15 protein-coding genes are annotated in these 16060 nt (G+C 32.6%); 9 read left to right on the forward strand and 6 right to left on the reverse strand.

Translation table 11 applies throughout. From position 1 onward, the window contains the following. The first annotated feature begins 52 nt into the window (after positions 1-52). From RT99_RS23965 to RT99_RS23980, 5 genes are all read left to right on the forward strand, one after another. Positions 53-616 carry a porin family protein gene (locus tag RT99_RS23965; RefSeq protein WP_042567286.1) on the forward strand — a complete coding sequence of 188 codons (564 nt, stop codon included), beginning with the start codon at positions 53-55 and terminating at the stop codon, positions 614-616. A gap of 107 nt (positions 617-723) precedes the next feature. Further along, positions 724-858 (forward strand): hypothetical protein, encoded by a 135-nt coding sequence (locus tag RT99_RS25850; RefSeq protein ID WP_256365496.1) that lies wholly within the window; start codon positions 724-726, stop codon positions 856-858. Positions 859-861: 3 nt separating this feature from the next. Continuing rightward, positions 862-1347: a porin family protein gene (locus tag RT99_RS23970; protein WP_052483792.1), complete on the forward strand. Its 486-nt coding sequence runs from the start codon at positions 862-864 to the stop codon at positions 1345-1347. A gap of 62 nt (positions 1348-1409) precedes the next feature. Continuing rightward, the gene (gene xerD / locus RT99_RS23975; protein ID WP_042567287.1) at positions 1410-2306 is read left to right on the forward strand and encodes a site-specific tyrosine recombinase XerD; all 897 of its coding nucleotides are present in this window, start codon (positions 1410-1412) and stop codon (positions 2304-2306) included. A 162-nt stretch (positions 2307-2468) separates the two neighbouring features. Continuing rightward, positions 2469-3989 carry a PAS domain-containing protein gene (locus RT99_RS23980; RefSeq protein ID WP_042567288.1) on the forward strand — a complete coding sequence of 507 codons (1521 nt, stop codon included), beginning with the start codon at positions 2469-2471 and terminating at the stop codon, positions 3987-3989. Between the two features lie 237 nt (positions 3990-4226). Here the strand turns inward: RT99_RS23980 and rny are convergent, their stop codons facing one another. The 3 genes from rny to RT99_RS23995 form a co-directional block, all read right to left on the reverse strand. After that, complete coding sequence (rny, locus tag RT99_RS23985; RefSeq protein ID WP_042567289.1) at positions 4227-5789, reverse strand: ribonuclease Y; 1563 nt, start codon at positions 5787-5789, stop codon at positions 4227-4229. A gap of 208 nt (positions 5790-5997) precedes the next feature. Next, positions 5998-6291: a cell division protein ZapA gene (locus RT99_RS23990; protein ID WP_041516860.1), complete on the reverse strand. Its 294-nt coding sequence runs from the start codon at positions 6289-6291 to the stop codon at positions 5998-6000. A gap of 6 nt (positions 6292-6297) precedes the next feature. Continuing rightward, on the reverse strand, positions 6298-6588 hold the full coding sequence (locus RT99_RS23995) for a hypothetical protein (protein ID WP_042567290.1): 291 nt from the start codon (positions 6586-6588) through the stop codon (positions 6298-6300). A gap of 179 nt (positions 6589-6767) precedes the next feature. On the opposite strand from RT99_RS23995, the gene RT99_RS24000 reads away from it, so the two are divergent. From RT99_RS24000 to RT99_RS24015, 4 genes are all read left to right on the forward strand, one after another. Next, a complete protein-coding gene (locus tag RT99_RS24000) occupies positions 6768-8453 on the forward strand; it encodes a M23 family metallopeptidase (RefSeq protein ID WP_052483795.1) in 1686 nt (561 codons plus the stop codon). Positions 8454-8464: 11 nt separating this feature from the next. Further along, entirely contained in the window at positions 8465-10924 is a 2460-nt protein-coding gene (locus RT99_RS24005) for a TonB-dependent receptor plug domain-containing protein (RefSeq protein ID WP_042567292.1), read from the forward strand. 104 nt (positions 10925-11028) lie between these two features. Then, positions 11029-11331 (forward strand): DUF1493 family protein, encoded by a 303-nt coding sequence (locus RT99_RS24010; RefSeq protein ID WP_042567293.1) that lies wholly within the window; start codon positions 11029-11031, stop codon positions 11329-11331. A 105-nt stretch (positions 11332-11436) separates the two neighbouring features. After that, a complete protein-coding gene (locus tag RT99_RS24015; RefSeq protein WP_042567294.1) occupies positions 11437-12162 on the forward strand; it encodes a hypothetical protein in 726 nt (241 codons plus the stop codon). 188 nt (positions 12163-12350) lie between these two features. On the opposite strand, the gene RT99_RS24020 is transcribed toward RT99_RS24015, so the two are convergent. From RT99_RS24020 to RT99_RS24030, 3 genes are all read right to left on the reverse strand, one after another. Continuing rightward, a complete protein-coding gene (locus RT99_RS24020) occupies positions 12351-13052 on the reverse strand; it encodes a hypothetical protein (protein WP_042567295.1) in 702 nt (233 codons plus the stop codon). A 139-nt stretch (positions 13053-13191) separates the two neighbouring features. Beyond that, positions 13192-15021, reverse strand: a complete 1830-nt coding sequence (locus RT99_RS24025; RefSeq protein WP_042567296.1) for an ABC transporter ATP-binding protein — start codon at positions 15019-15021, stop codon at positions 13192-13194. Next, entirely contained in the window at positions 15022-16059 is a 1038-nt protein-coding gene (locus RT99_RS24030) for a YhcG family protein (protein ID WP_042567297.1), read from the reverse strand. It lies immediately after the preceding gene. Position 16060: the final 1 nt, after the last annotated feature.

Raw genomic sequence — 16060 nt, forward strand, 5'->3', positions numbered from 1 at the left:
CACTAACTATAGTTTTATATTTGCCACTGAATTTTAACCATAAACAAATAAAATGAAGAAAATTATTCTATGTGCTATTGCAATAATGGCATTTGGGTTTGCAAATGCCCAAAAAACTAGATTTGGAGTAAAAGGTGGTCTTAACATCGCTACTATTGGTGGTGATAATCGTGCCAATGCATTAATTGGTGTTCAATTAGGTGGTTTTGCTGAGATTAATGTTTGGAAAAAATTATACATTCAGTCAGAACTTTTGTTTTCTACACAGGGAGCTAAATTTGATCGTTATTATGGTGACCGTGACCGTACTATAAATTTAAGCTATATCAATGTTCCTGTAGTAGCTAAATATTACATTACAAAACAATTTAGTGTTGAAGCTGGACCACAACTTGGATTATTAGTTTCTAGTAACATTGACAATGAAAAATCAGTTGATGCTGGTTTTAATTTAGGAGCAGGATATAATTTTACAGATAATTTTTCTGTAGGTGCTCGTTACACTATTGGTTTAACAAGCGTTTACGATTACGATTATAATGGTAATGATGGTTATTACTATAATGATAGATATACAAATAACGTTTTAGCATTAACTGCTGCATATAAATTCTAATATTTTTTAGAATATTTAAATAACCTTCCCTAATCCGGAAGGTTTTTTTTATTGAATTTTTATTTTGAGAGAAAAAAGCTATATTTTTTTTCGTAAAATAGAAAGAAATGAAGAAGATTATTTTATCTGCTATTGCAGTTATGTTATGTGGTTTTGCAAATGCTCAGGATGTTAAAGTAGGAATAAAAGGCAGTTTAAACTTGTCAAGCTGGGCTGGAGATACTCGTGGACTAAATTTATGACCGATGTTTGGAGTTAATATCGGTGCTCTAACCCAAATCAAATTATCTGATAAATTCGATATTCAACCTGAGGTTTTGTATTCTAATCAGGTTACAAAAATGAAAAATGCTGGAGCCAACATATCTGATATTTATGATACAGGAGATATTAAATGGAATCTTTCCTATGTAAATGTGCCAGTTCTCTTTAAATATTCTGCAGATGATAAATCTTTTATTGAAGCTGGGCCACAAGTTGGGTTTTTAACATCGGCTAAAACATCAACTAAATTAACTCAATATAGTCCAATTGTAAAACAGGATGTTAAAGAAGCGTTTGAATCTATTGATTTTGGTTTTGTTATTGGTGTCGGTTATAATATTAATCAGCATTTAATGGCTGATCTTCGGTATAATATCGGTCTATCAAATATTGCAAAAACTGAATCTGGAGACGATACAAAAATCCGTAATAGTGTTTTGGCGTTGTCTCTGGCTTACAAGTTCTAATATCATAAACCTTCCCTAATTCGGAAGGTTTTTTTATGCTAAAAATGTTTTACTTTGTAAATATGAAATGGAATACTTATATAAAAGATTATCAATCGTATTTACGCATCGAAAGAGGATTGTCTAAAAATACAATCGAAAATTATGGTTTCGATATTGAGCGATTATGTCTTTTTTTAGAAACCAATCAAATTGAAGTTTCTCCCATAAATATTACTGACGAAACGGTACAGGAATTTATTTATTCGGTTTCAAAAGAAGTAAATCCACGTTCGCAAGCGAGAATAATTTCCGGGTTGAAAAGCTTTTTCAATTATTTAATTTTTGAAGATTACAGAAAAGACAGTCCATTAGAATTAATCGAATCGCCAAAAACAGGACGTAAGTTGCCGGATACCTTATCTGTTTCTGAAATTGATGCACTTATTGCTGCGATAGATTTAAGTTCGAATGAAGGCGAAAGAAACCGCGCAATGCTGGAAACTTTATACGGTTGCGGACTTAGGGTTTCTGAACTGGTTTCGCTTAAAATTTCCGATTTATTTTTTGAAGAAGGTTTTGTTAAAATCACAGGTAAAGGAAATAAAGAACGTTTTGTTCCTATTGGAAAATTAACGCAAAAATATATTGAGATTTACCAAAACTCAATTCGGAATACAATAAATATCAAAAAAGGTTTTGAAGATACGCTGTTTTTAAATAGAAGAGGCGGACAGCTTACACGTTCGATGATTTTTGCCATTATAAAAAATCTGGCTCTACAAATCAATCTGCATAAAAACATTAGTCCGCATACATTGCGTCATTCTTTTGCAACACATTTGCTTGAAAATGGTGCAGATCTTAGATCAATTCAGTTAATGCTTGGACATGAGTCGATTACAACTACCGAAATTTATGTGCATTTAGATCGAAGTTTCCTGAAAGAAGTGATGCATTCTTTTCATCCACGGAAATAAGTTTGAGTATAATTCTTTCAAAATTATAATTTTATGTAATAAAAATTAATACCTTGTCTTAAATTTTTACATTAATAGAGGTAGAAAACAATAACTTAAGTCTTTTTCTGTTTTTGGTTTGAAGATTATTTTAATAATTGAATTTGCATTAAAAGAGAATATATGGTTTTTGATTTATATGAAAATGAGGACTGTTTAGAAGTGAATAATTTTTATAAAAAGTTATTTGCTGAAATGCCTGATTTGCTTTTTCAGTTTATTATCGATTGTGATAATAATTACAGCTTTCCGCTAGTCAGTAAATCTGCCGATGATATTTTTGAACTTCCGTCAAGTACATTTTCAAATGAAAGTATATTAGTAATTTACAATCGAATTCATCCCAATGATCGGGATTTATTCTTCGAGTCTTTGGTTAAATCCCGAAGAGAAGTTAAACCGTGGATACTTGAATTCAGAGCAATCTTACCCAAAAAAGGATTGCGTTGGTTTAAGATTTCTTCAAAAACCGAATTGGCTTTAGACGGTTGCGTGAGTTTTTACGGGCATGTTTCGGATATTACAGACTTAAAAGATAAAGAAGAAAAATTACGTATTTCAGAAGAACGTTTTCAGTTTGCCCTTGAAGCTTCAACCGCGGGAATCTGGGATTGGAATATGGTTACAAACAGTGTTTTCTATTCTTCTCTTTCACTTAAAATTTTAGAATTAGATTCGGCAGATATTTTTGACGAACCCGAACGTTGGGATAAAATTGTGCATCCTGACGACCTTCCAAAATATTATTCAGACATACAGGAACATTTTGATAATAAGATTCCTTACTATGAAAATTATCATCGTGTAATGACTTCCAGCGGAAATTATAAATGGATTTTAGATCGCGGGAAAGTTATAGATCGTGATGAAAACGGAAAACCATTACGAGTTATCGGAACCCATACTGATGTTTCTCTTCAAAAAGAAAAAGAATTAGAACTTTTAAAAACAATGAAACTCTACAGCGACCAAAATAGTCGTTTGTTGAATTTCTCGCATATCGTTTCGCATAATTTAAATACACAGGCAGGAAATATAAAATCGATTCTGGATTTTATTGATGCTGATGTTGATAAAGTAAATATCAATGAAATGTTGGTTCATCTAAGAACTGTTTCTAATGATTTGAATGAAACGATTTCTAATTTAACCCAAATTGTAAAAACACAAAGCAATATTAATATTGCCGTTATGCCTTTAAGACTTAATGAGTATATCGATAAAACGATTACTACAATTAAAGGTTACGATAAACAAACGAACGTTACGATTGTAAATAATGTGCCTGAATATTTAACGATCAATTTTAATCCGGCTTATCTGGAAAGTGTACTGTTGAATTTTGCCACAAATGCCATAAAATACCGTCATCCTGATAGAGATCCTGTTATTACTTTTGATTTTGCCATCGAACCCGACGGGCATAAATCATTAAAAATTACAGATAATGGTTTAGGAATCGATTTGGCTGTTTATGGTGATTTGTTATTCGGAATGTATAAAACATTTCACAAACATCAGGAAGCCCGGGGAATTGGTTTATATATCACCAGAAATCAAATTGAAGCCATGAAAGGGACGATTTCTGTAGAAAGTGAAGTAGGAGTGGGAACGAGTTTTAAAATCGTTTTTAATGATATGTAAATACTAAAAGCTTTTTGATACAAATTGTGATAAAAACATATATCTATCTAAATATAGCCAACGGTTTCAACCGTTGGAGCGCAATGTATTAATGATCCAAATTCCCCACGGTTAAAACCGCGGGCTATGGTTGAAATATACAAGAAGTTTTAAAATATTAATTAGGTATAAACATCTTCAAAAAAACAAAAGGCTATCTGTTAAGATAGCCTTTTGTTTTTTATATTTAAGTTGAGATTATTTAGCAATATTAACCGCTCTTGTTTCTCTAATTACAGTCACTTTTACCTGACCTGGATAAGTCATTTCAGTTTGGATTTTTTGTGAAATTTCGAAAGATAAATTCGCTGCGTTATCATCAGAAACTTTTTCGCTTTCTACAATTACACGAAGTTCTCTACCAGCCTGGATTGCATAAGCATTTTTTACACCGCTAAATCCGTAAGCTACTTCTTCAAGATCTTTCAAACGTTGAATGTAAGAATCTAAAACCTGACGTCTTGCGCCTGGTCTTGCACCTGAAATAGCATCACAAACCTGAACGATTGGAGAAAGTAATGATTTCATTTCAATCTCGTCGTGGTGAGCTCCAATAGCGTTGCAAACTTCTTCTTTTTCACCATATTTCTCAGCCCATTGCATACCTAATAATGCGTGAGGTAAATCACTTTCAGTATCCGGAACTTTACCAATATCGTGAAGTAAACCGGCTCTTTTTGCCAGTTTTACATTTAAGCCTAATTCAGCTGCCATGATACCACAAAGTTTAGAAACCTCTCTTGAGTGTTGCAATAAGTTTTGTCCGTAAGAAGAACGGTATTTCATTCTACCCACAACTTTAATTAGTTCCGGGTGTAAACCGTGAATTCCTAAATCGATAACCGTACGTTTACCAACTTCGATAATTTCGTCGTCGATTTGTTTGGCTGTTTTAGCAACAACTTCTTCAATACGTGCCGGGTGAATACGTCCGTCAGTTACTAATTTGTGTAATGACAAACGAGCAATTTCTCTACGAACCGGATCAAAACAAGAAAGAATAATAGCTTCCGGTGTATCATCAACAATGATTTCAACTCCGGTTGCAGCTTCAAGCGCTCTAATGTTACGACCTTCACGACCAATAATTCTACCTTTTACATCATCAGATTCAATGTTAAAAACAGAAACGCAATTTTCAACCGCTTCTTCTGTTCCAACTCTTTGAATAGTGTTGATGATAATTTTCTTAGCTTCTTGCTGAGCCGTAAGTTTTGCCTCTTCAATCGTTTCCTGAATATGAGACATTGCTTTACTTTTAGCTTCGGCTTTTAAACCTTCAACTAATTGTTCTTTTGCTTCATCTGCAGAAAGTCCTGAAATTACTTCAAGCTGTTGTAACTGGCTTTTGTGTAATTTGTCTACTTCGGCTTGTTTTTTATCTAAAACTTCAATTTTATTAGTATATTCAAGCGTTTTAGCTTCAAAATCATCATTTACTTTTTTAGCTTTTGATAATTCATTTGAAACCTGAGATTCTTTGTCGCGAACTCTTTTTTCTACTTCAGCAACTTTTTTGTCTCTTGCCAAAATAACTTGTTCATGCTCTGATTTTAATTCGATAAATTTTTCTTTTGCCTGAAGGATTTTATCTTTTTTAATATTTTCGGCCTCTAAATTTGCATCTTTTAAAATGGAAGCTGCTTCTTTTTTAGCGTTTTTGATTAAGTTAGAAATATTGCTTTTTTCGATAATTTTAGCGATTGCAAAACCTGCTGCAATCCCTACAATACCTGAAATAATGATCGTTATGATGTCCATGTTTGTTAAAATTTATATATAAAAAAAGCCTACATTAATTGCTTGAATAAACTCGTAAAGACAAGTTTTGAGCTAACTCGCTGTTCAAGTTTCCAAGCCGAAGCATGGCATACTATAGTAGCGACGATTTGCTCATTCTAATTTGTTAGTGTTGAGTTTACCAATTGTGAACTAATGTAGGCAGTATCTTAGTTTCTGTAAAGAACGTTTAATTTTCGAGATATTGATCTAAAAGCGAATTTAATCTTTTAATTCTTTCGATGGTTTCTTCTCCATCGATTGCGTTATCAATTTGTTTTTGTTCTACTTGTGAAGCAAACTGAAGGGCACACATGGCCAATACATCTTGCTTATCGCGAACTGCGTAACTTTCTTCGAATTGCTTTATCATAGCATCAATTTTTTTAGAAGCACTTCTAAGTCCTTCTTCCTGAGTAGGTTCTACCGTTAACGGGTAAACTCTGTCTGCGATTGATATTTTAATTCTAAGCTTTCCGTCCATGTTTTTCTAGTCAGATAATTGTGCTATACAGTGATCTATTTCGCGAATTAATGAATTTATTTTAAGCTTTGTCTCTCTCTTGTTATTGTCGCTGCCGAGCAACGAATTGGCTATTTTAAGTGTATCATACTGCTTCTTCAAAGCTTCCATTTCTTCAGATTGTTTCTGGATGATTTGCGCAGCTTTGGCTAGTTGTAATCGTAATTCCTGATTGTTTTTCTCCAACCCCTTTGATTTCTCAAAAAGCTTTTCGACCTTATATTCAAGAGTATCAATTATTTCGGCAATTACACTCATTATAAATCCTATTCATTACTTAATCATACAAAGTTAGTATTCCTTTTTATTAATGCAATTTTTTATCGATTTTTTTGCATTAAAAATAGGCAAATAAATGAATTTCAGTGAATTGTATTTTTGTAGCCAAATCCTCGGTTTTTGCTGGTTAATTTTTTATCTTAGCAAAAATGTTGCTTATGAGATTTTCACTATTTACCTTATTTTTTTGTAATTTATTTTTTGCCCAAAACCAATACCCAAAAGATTATTTCAGCCCTCCCTTAGATATTCCGATGCAGCTTTCGGGGAATTTTGGAGAGTTGCGACCTAATCATTTTCATGCTGGTTTTGACTTAAAAACAAATCAAAGAGAAGGTTTAAATGTGTATGCTGTTGCTGATGGATATGTTTCGAGAATCAAAATTTCGACTTTTGGAAATGGAAAATGCATTTATATTACACACCCAAACGGGTACACTTCTGTTTACGGACATTTGCAAACTCCCGTTGGCGCTATTCAGGATTATGTTTTAAAAACACATTACAAAGAAAAAGCTTTTGAAATTGAAATGTTTTTAAAACCGGATGAACTGCCGGTTACAAAAGGGCAAATAATTGGGCTTTCCGGAAACACCGGATCGTCAGAAGGTCCTCATTTGCATTTTGAATTTCGCGATTCTAAAACCGAATTTGTAATCAATCCAATGTTTTTTGGTTTTGATAAAAATCTAAAAGACACTAAAAAACCAACTATTTCAAATGTGCTCGTTTATCCGCTTGACGGAACAACGGCAAATCAGTCAAAATTGCCTTTGCTATTAAATCTTTCGCTTCAAAAAGATGGAACTTATCTGGCTAACAAAGTAAAAGCAAACGGTAAAATTGGTTTCGGAATCACGGCTGTAGATTTTGATGATGTTTCGGGAAATAGAAATGGGGTTTATAATGTTTCGACTTTTTTCAACGGAAATCAAAATTATAATTACCAATTCAATACCTATTCGTTTGATGAAATGCGCTATATAAACGCGTTGGTTGATTATCCGAGATATAAAAAATCCGGACAAAGAGTGCAGAAGTTATTCATGAAAACGCCTTTTGCACTGAGCATTATTAAAACAGATTCGCTTCGCGGAATAGTGCCGGCTGAACCTAATTTGGCATCGACTTATCGTATTGAGGTTTCTGATTATTTTGGAAATTTAAATTCAGTAAATGTTCCCATCGAATATGATTCGGCTACACCAATTGTCAATGCAGAACCTGTTACTTCAAAATATTTTGTAAAATATAACAGGGATACCAACTTCGAAAAAGATAATATGTCGGTATTTTTTCCTGCTGGAACTTTCTATGATGATTTTAATATGAATTTTGATGTAAAAAACAACAAAATTTATATTCATGAAGATGTAATTCCGGTACATTCAAATTTTACGATTACCATAAAAGACAGCACTTATTCTGAAGCTTTAAGAGATAAACTGTACATCGGAAGAAATAACAGTTATAACGGAACAATTAGAAAAGGGAATGTTTTTACCGCTAAAGCAAAAATTTTAGGGCAATATGGTTTGGTACTCGATACCATTGCGCCTGTTATTAAAATAGCAAAACCAATTCAGGATAAATGGATTAGCGATATGAAATCGATTCAGTTTACAATTGGCGACAGTTTATCCGGAATTAAATCGTACAACGGTTATTTAAACGGAAATTGGGTCCTGTTTGAATATGATAATAAAACCAGAAAAATTACGCACAAGTTTGATGCTGATAGCCTTGTTGCAGAAGGTGCAAACGATTTAAAAATTGAAGTGGTTGATAATGTAGGTAATTCTGCTATCTTTGAAACTCACTTTTTTAGAAGTCAACAAAAATAAAACCAAAACGTTTGAACCAGAGTAAATTAATATTCGTTTTCCTTTTTTTGTGCATTAGTTCTATCTCATTTGCTCAAAATGCTCGTGTAAAAGGAATTATTTTAGATAGTGAAAAACGTCCCGTTTCTGATGTGAATATTGTCGCTTCAGGAAGTTCTTCTAAAACCGATTCCAATGGTTTTTTTGAAATAGAAATTCCTTCGAATAAAAAAACATCCCTGATTTTTACTCATATTTCATTAAAAATGATGAGTCTTACGGTGAATTTAAAACCGAATGAGATTTTTGTTTTTAATCCGGTTATGAGTAATTCGGCAGAGCAAATGGGAGAAGTTTTTGTTTCTTCGAATAATAAAAAACGCGTTCAGGGAATTACGGTTATTGATGCCGCAACGATCAAGAAAATTCCAGGGGCAAACGCCGGAATCGAAAATGTACTGAAAACTTTACCAGGGGTAAATTCAAACAATGAATTGAGTACGCAATATGCTGTTCGAGGTGGAAATTATGATGAAAATTTAGTTTATGTAAACGAAATTGAAGTGTATCGCCCATTTTTAATTCGTTCGGGACAGCAAGAAGGTTTGAGTTTTACTAATACAGATTTAGTTCAGAACGTAGATTTTTCTGCCGGTGGTTTTCAGGCAAAATTTGGGGATAAATTATCTTCCGTTTTAGATATTACGTATCGAAAACCAACCGAATTTGGCGCAGCTTTAGAAGCCAGTTTCCTTGGGGGAAGTGTTGCTGTTGATGCTGTTTCTAAAAATAAAAAATGGTCTGCCGTAACTGGGGTTCGTTATCGAAACAATAGTTTATTGGTAAATAGCCAGGATACACAAACCAATTATACGCCAACTTTTGTTGATGTTCAGACGAATATCAATTATGATATTTCTGAAAAATGGCAAATGAGTTTTTTAGGAAATATTTCGCGAAATAAATATTTATACCAGCCTTTAACCCGCGAAACTAAATTTGGAACCATAGATCAGCCTATGGCTTTGGCGGTTTATTATGAAGGTCAGGAAAAAGATCAATACGATACTTATTTTGGCGCTTTAAAAACTACTTATAAAGTCTCGCCAGGTTTTACCTTAAAATTGATAGGTTCAATATTTCACACAACAGAACAGGAACATTTTGATATTTTGGCACAATATCGTTTAGGAAATGTAAATCCCGACGGAGAAACCGATACTGATAATGTTGATTTCACACGCGGAATTGGTTCTCAACTCAATCATGCGCGAAATGATCTGGACGCTTTAATTGCAAATGCAGAAATTAAAGGTTTTAAGGAATGGAGTAATAGTCAGTTAGAATTTGGTTTAAAATACACCAGAGAATCCATTCGTGATAGAATAGTAGAGTGGGAGATGATTGATTCTGCAGGATTTTCAATCAATCCGCCAATTATTCCAATAAATAATCAGCCATACGAACCTTACACTGGGCCTTTGCTGCCTTATCAGGATGTTCGTGCGACTAATTTTAATACGATAAACAGATATTCTGGTTACGCACAATATAACAATCAATCAGAGATTGGGTCAAGCCAAATTTGGTATAATGTTGGGGTACGTTTCCAGAGTTGGGATGTTTCCGGTGCTGCAATCGAAGGAAAAAATCAAATTGTTTTTAGTCCGCGAGCGCAATTTGCCTTAAAACCAGATTGGGATATGGATATGGTTTTCAGGCTTTCGGGAGGATTATATCATCAACCGCCATTTTATAGAGAACTTCGGGATTTAAATGGCGTTGTAAATCCAAATGTAAAAGCACAGGAATCTGTACACATTGTTTTGAGCAACGATTATAATTTTAAAATGTGGAGCCGCCCGTTTAAATGGGTTACTGAAATCTACTATAAATCGCTTTCAGATGTAAATGTGTATTCGATTGATAATGTTCGAATTCGCTATATCGCCAACAATAATGCAAAAGCGTATGCGCAAGGTTTAGATTTTAGATTAAACGGAGAATTTGTTCCCGGAACAGAATCGTGGATTAGTTTTGGATATTTAAAAACCGAAGAGAATTACGAAAACAAAGGGTATATCGCCCGACCAACAGATCAGCGTTTAAAATTCGCCATGTTGTTTCAGGATTACATGCCAAATATTCCGAGTGTAAAATTATATTTGAATTTGGTATATAATACAGGTTTACCAGGCGGTTCACCATCTTATTCCGATCCATATTTATATCAAAACAGATTAAATGATTACCGCAGAGCCGATGTTGGTTTTGCAAAGGTTTTTGTAGATAGCAATACACAAAGTTCTAAAACAGGCTGGATAAAAAACTTCAAGGAATTGTCTCTTGGTTTAGAAATCTTTAATCTTTTCAATAATCAAAATGCCATAACCAATACCTGGGTTCGCGATGTATATTCTAAAAATCAATATGCGATTCCAAATTATATGACTTCACGCGTTTTTAATGTGAAGCTGAATGCGAGGTTGTAACTAATATTATTGCATTTTTGTAGATTTATCTCACGTCTTTATTGTAAGATTTAACTTTTTTATGCGTTTTATTTAGAGGAAGGTGGTAATTAAATTTAAACGAGATGGATAATTCTAAATTTTATAAGTTTTTAAAAGAAGAAACTGGAAAGTTTTTTGATGAAGCATCGCCAAACTATTATATTGAAAAAGATTTAGAAATCTATGGAGATGAAGCGGAAGATTTTTTAATGAAGTTTTCAAGTGAGTTTAATGTAGATATAACTTCTTTAAATTTTGGAGAGCATTTTAATTCTGAAATAGATACAATTAGTTTGTGGATTTATAGTTTGTTTAATAAGGGAAAGAAAAAAGATTTGACAATAAACGATCTGAAAAAATCTTTAATCACTGGTAAGTTGGAATAAGATCTAATTTGATATACATACAATATACTACTTCACTAAACCTCAATAAAAATAAATAATACAATCAAAAATACTATATTTGATATTCCAATATAATTAGCATACATGAAAAACTATTTAAAATATATCGCCTTAGTAATCATCGGAACAGTAGTGAGTTGTAGAGATGAAGTGCAGAAGCAACCAAAAGTAATTTATGATGCTTCAAATAAAGCAAAAGTAGTAGCCAAGACAGATTCAACACAAATTGAAGTGGCTGATTTGCCTATTCAGATGGAAGGAACAAATTATTTAATCCATCCGGTTGGAGATTTACGCGTTTATGAAAGAGGTACAAAATCACGTTACGGATCATCTAGTGTAAACGATTTGAGTTTTACAATTTCTAATTTAGGAGAATATGAAATTACTGGATATTTACAAAATCTGAAATTTCAAAAAACAGATTCAGATTCCATAAGACCTTTGTCTGATAAACCAGTTTTGATCTTAACAGCGACGTATTTAAAACCTGTTGCTGATAAAACGAAGAATCAAATAATGGTTTACACTCTTGCTGATGCTGATACCAATAAAGATGGTAAAATTGATTCGGGAGATATTAAAACATTATACTTAAGCAATATTAGCGGAGAACATTTTACCAAAATTTCTGAAGATTTTCAGGAATTAGTAGACTGGAGTTTAATTGAATCTAAAAGCCGTTTGTATTTTAGAACAATCGAAGATACCAACCAAAACGGACAATTCGATAAAAACGATGTTTTGCATTATAACTACATTGATTTAGCTTCTAAAAAATGGGAGGTTAAAAACTACAAACCAATATAAGGTTCTGAGATACTAAGGTTCTTAAATACCTTACGCAAAAAAACCATTTAAAAATTAACTGAAATAATTTTTAAATGGTTTTTTGTTATCATCAAATAAAAAGAACTCTTTTGATTTTTCTATGTACGTAAAGCAAGAAAAAAACTCAGTCCCTTAGTATCTTAGAACCTTAGCAACTTAAAAAAAATCTATATCAAAATATCGCTTTCCAAATCTGATTTTTCTATTTCGAAATCAAACCCAAGTCTTTCTACCAATTCAATTACCAGTTTTTTATACCAATTTTCAGACTTTGGATGAATGTATATTTTTTCAATTAACTGATTGATATCGACATTGATTTTTAACCCGTCATTTAGTTTAATAGTACTTTTTGAAGTATCAGTTAAGATACGGACTTCGCGCTCATACTGAAAACTTTTTCGTTTAAATAAAAACGGAAAGAACAAATCATCAAACGGAATGTATTCTTTTCTGTAATCGATATAATTGACTTCACCAATATATTGATCAAAGTTATTTTCTGGTTTTACCGCTTTTTGCAATCTGCCAATTGTTGACTGAATGGCTAATCCTTCGCTGTTTTGAGTGAAAATCTGCCACATCGCAAACGATTCGTATTCGTTGATGTGCCAGCTGCTCACAGCTACTTTTTCGCGATGTGTTTTGTAGTAATTTAAAAAGTCAGGATTATCAATGGCTAGCTTTTTAATCTCTTCAAAAGTAGGTTCGCTGAAAGTTCCTTCATACTGATCTTCGAATTTGTCAGAGCGAGACATGAATAATTTTTTAGACAATAATAAATCTAAAAATTTAGACAAATCAAGGTATTTCCAAACAATAGTATCCGGATCTTCAGGCAACTTTATATTTGGATTATTCAGGTACATTTCTTTAATATTTAGAGGATTATACTCAAAAAAAATGCCACAGATTACACAGATTTTAAAAGATTTTATTTCATTATTTATAAAAAAGAATCCGTGTTAATCTGTGTAATCTGTGGCTAAGCTAAAATATATCTTTTAATTACGATTCAAAAGACTGCATTGTAACCAATTTGTTATAAGTTCCGTTATGTGCAATTAGTTGGTCATGAGTTCCTTGTTCTACTATTTTTCCTTTTTGCATTACAACGATCAAATCCGCTTTTTGAATTGTCGAAAGTCGGTGCGCAATAACAATCGAAGTTCTGTTTTGCATCATATTTTCAAGAGCAACCTGAACAAATTTTTCACTTTCAGTATCCAGTGCTGATGTAGCTTCATCCAAAATCATAATTGGAGGATTTTTCAATACCGCACGCGCAATCGATAAACGTTGTTTTTGTCCGCCGGAAAGTTTATTTCCGCTATCACCAATATTTGTATAGATTCCCAAAGGTAATTCTTGTACAAATTCAAAAGCATTAGCGATTTTCAACGCTTCAATAATTTCATCATCTGTAGCATCTAATTTTCCTAGGGAAATATTTGCTTTTATAGTATCATTAAACAAAATGCTGTCTTGTGTTACCAATCCCATTAAACTACGAAGTGATTGCAAATTCATGTCTTTAATGTTGATTCCATCAATAGAAATAACACCGTCATTAACATCGTAAAAACGCGTTAATAAATTAGCAATTGTACTTTTTCCACTTCCCGATTGTCCAACAAGGGCAACGGTTTGTCCTTTTTTAATTTCAAGAGAAAAATCTTTTAAAACCGTTTCTTCTTCGTATTTAAAATTAATGTTTTGAACCGTTATATTGTTATCAAAAGATGTTTTTTCGATTGCATCGGGTTTAGAAGTAATTGGGTTTTCCTGATCCAAAATTTCTAAAACACGATCTGCAGCTGCATTTCCTCTTTTTACTCCGTAAGAAGCTTTTGAGATTGCCTTTGCAGGAGTAAGGATGTTGTAAGCTAATCCCATGTAGGCTATAAACGAGGCACTTTGTAGTGTTTTGTCAATTAAAACCATTTGTCCGCCATACCATAGCAAGATGGCAATTACAGTAATTCCCATAAATTCGCTCGCGGGCGAAGCAAGGTTTTGGCGATTACCAATGTTGTTTGATAAATTAAAAAAACGTTCTGTTGAATTTTGAAAAACAGTATTGAAATAGTTTTCAGAGTTATATCCTTTTACGACTTTCAATCCTCCAATAGTTTCTTCTATTGTTGATAAAAAAGTACCTTGTTCCTGTTGTGCTTTGGTAGATTGTTTTTTTAACTGCTTTCCAATTAATGAAATAATATATCCGGATACGGGAATAAAAATAAATACAAACAAGGTAAGTTTAGCACTAATAATTAGCATTGCAATTATTGTAAAAATGATCGTCAAAGGTTCTTTTACAATAAGTTCTAATATTGCTAAAAACGAAGTCTGAACCTCGTTTACGTCAGCCGAAATCCTGGAAATAACGTCTCCTTTTCTTTTTTCAGAATAAAAAGCCAACGGCAATTCAAGTGTTTTTTTATACATTGCATTTCGCATATCTCTTAGAACACCATTTCGTAAAAAAGTGATAAAAAACATTGCCAGATAATCGGCCAGATTTTTTAGTAAGAATATAGAAATGATAATCGCAACCATAATAGATAAAACGTAACCCGGCTCATGCGTGCCTTTTGTTGTTGTAATATAATAGCTTAAATAATCTTCACCATATTTCTGAATTTCCAGAATTCCTTGATATTCAGGTTTTACCGTAATTTGTTTGTTTTTGTCAAAAAGTACCTGAAGCATCGGTATTAACGCAACAAAAGAAAGTGTGCTAAAAAGCGCATATAAAACATTAAAAAAGATGTTTAAGAAAGCGTATTTTTTATATGGATATATAAAAGGAACTATTTTTTTGAAATTACTCATTTATTTATAGATGTTATTTTCTGCTATTGCAATTGCTTTTTCCAGTTTTTCCAGCAATAATTTTTTTTCTGGTAGTTGGGTTAAATATGCTGATACTTTTATTTGTTCGTCATTATCCAGCATTAAATAATTTATTTGTTCTGGAGATTTTTCACTGCACAAAATTAATCCAATTGGTTTGTTTTCGCCTTCTTTTTGTTCATTTTTCTCAAGCCAACGCAAATATAATTCCATTTGGCCTTTATAACCGGCTTTAAACTTCCCTAATTTCAAATCAATAGCAACTAACCGGCGCAAACCGCGATGGTAAAAAAGTAAGTCAATGTAAAAATCTTCGTCGTCGATTGTGATTCTTTTTTGGCGGGCAAGAAAAGCAAATTCGCTTCCCATTTCGGTAATGAAATTTTGCAATTGTGCCAAAATAGAACTTTCAAGATCTTTTTCAGAATAACTATCGTGAAGTCCTAAAAAGTCCAAAAAATAAGGATCTCTAAAGGTTAGATCCGGACTAATTTGTTTTTCTGATTTTAAAAGTGCTAAGTCGTTGATGATGGTTTCCTCAGGCTTTTTACTAATAGCAGTTCTTTCAAAAAGCATACTGTCAATTCGTTCCTGTAAAGTTCTTACGCTCCATCTTTCATGAACGCTCATCTGAATGTAAAACTCTCTTTTAATATTGTTTTCAATATAAATTAAAGTTCTGATATGGGACCAACTCAATTTTGCACACACTGTGTGCAAAATTGTAAAGTCCTCAATTGTAGAGTTTAACTTGACAAAGCTTTGTAAGTTTCGTTTGTTAAAGCCTATTCCGTATTTGTCAGTTAAAGCAATGCTTAATGCTGGAATTATCTTTTTGCCATAATCTGCGCGATGATTTTTTAGAATTTCTTCGTTGATCGTTTTTCCAATATTCCAATATAATAAAGTTAATTCCTGATTAACCGTTTTGGCAACAAAATGACGAGTCTGATCTATTAATCCGATAATTGAATTTAATAGTTCCGGCTGATTATTTATATCAGGTTTGTCACTCATT

Origin of the sequence: Flavobacterium sp. MEB061 (genome assembly GCF_000834715.1) — a bacterium.
Taxonomy (GTDB): domain Bacteria; phylum Bacteroidota; class Bacteroidia; order Flavobacteriales; family Flavobacteriaceae; genus Flavobacterium; species Flavobacterium pectinovorum.

Coding starts and splice junctions, on each gene's coding strand:
- RT99_RS23980 (WP_042567288.1), top strand. CDS start 2,469: ATGGTTTTTGATTTATATGAAAATGAGGACTGTTTAGAAGTGAATAAT.
- RT99_RS24020 (WP_042567295.1), bottom strand. CDS start 13,052: ATGTACCTGAATAATCCAAATATAAAGTTGCCTGAAGATCCGGATACT.
- RT99_RS24025 (WP_042567296.1), bottom strand. CDS start 15,021: ATGAGTAATTTCAAAAAAATAGTTCCTTTTATATATCCATATAAAAAA.
- xerD (WP_042567287.1), top strand. CDS start 1,410: ATGAAATGGAATACTTATATAAAAGATTATCAATCGTATTTACGCATC.
- RT99_RS23990 (WP_041516860.1), bottom strand. CDS start 6,291: ATGGACGGAAAGCTTAGAATTAAAATATCAATCGCAGACAGAGTTTAC.
- RT99_RS24010 (WP_042567293.1), top strand. CDS start 11,029: ATGGATAATTCTAAATTTTATAAGTTTTTAAAAGAAGAAACTGGAAAG.
- rny (WP_042567289.1), bottom strand. CDS start 5,789: ATGGACATCATAACGATCATTATTTCAGGTATTGTAGGGATTGCAGCA.
- RT99_RS23970 (WP_052483792.1), top strand. CDS start 862: ATGTTTGGAGTTAATATCGGTGCTCTAACCCAAATCAAATTATCTGAT.
- RT99_RS24015 (WP_042567294.1), top strand. CDS start 11,437: ATGAAAAACTATTTAAAATATATCGCCTTAGTAATCATCGGAACAGTA.
- RT99_RS25850 (WP_256365496.1), top strand. CDS start 724: ATGAAGAAGATTATTTTATCTGCTATTGCAGTTATGTTATGTGGTTTT.
- RT99_RS24000 (WP_052483795.1), top strand. CDS start 6,768: ATGAGATTTTCACTATTTACCTTATTTTTTTGTAATTTATTTTTTGCC.
- RT99_RS24030 (WP_042567297.1), bottom strand. CDS start 16,059: ATGAGTGACAAACCTGATATAAATAATCAGCCGGAACTATTAAATTCA.
- RT99_RS23965 (WP_042567286.1), top strand. CDS start 53: ATGAAGAAAATTATTCTATGTGCTATTGCAATAATGGCATTTGGGTTT.
- RT99_RS23995 (WP_042567290.1), bottom strand. CDS start 6,588: ATGAGTGTAATTGCCGAAATAATTGATACTCTTGAATATAAGGTCGAA.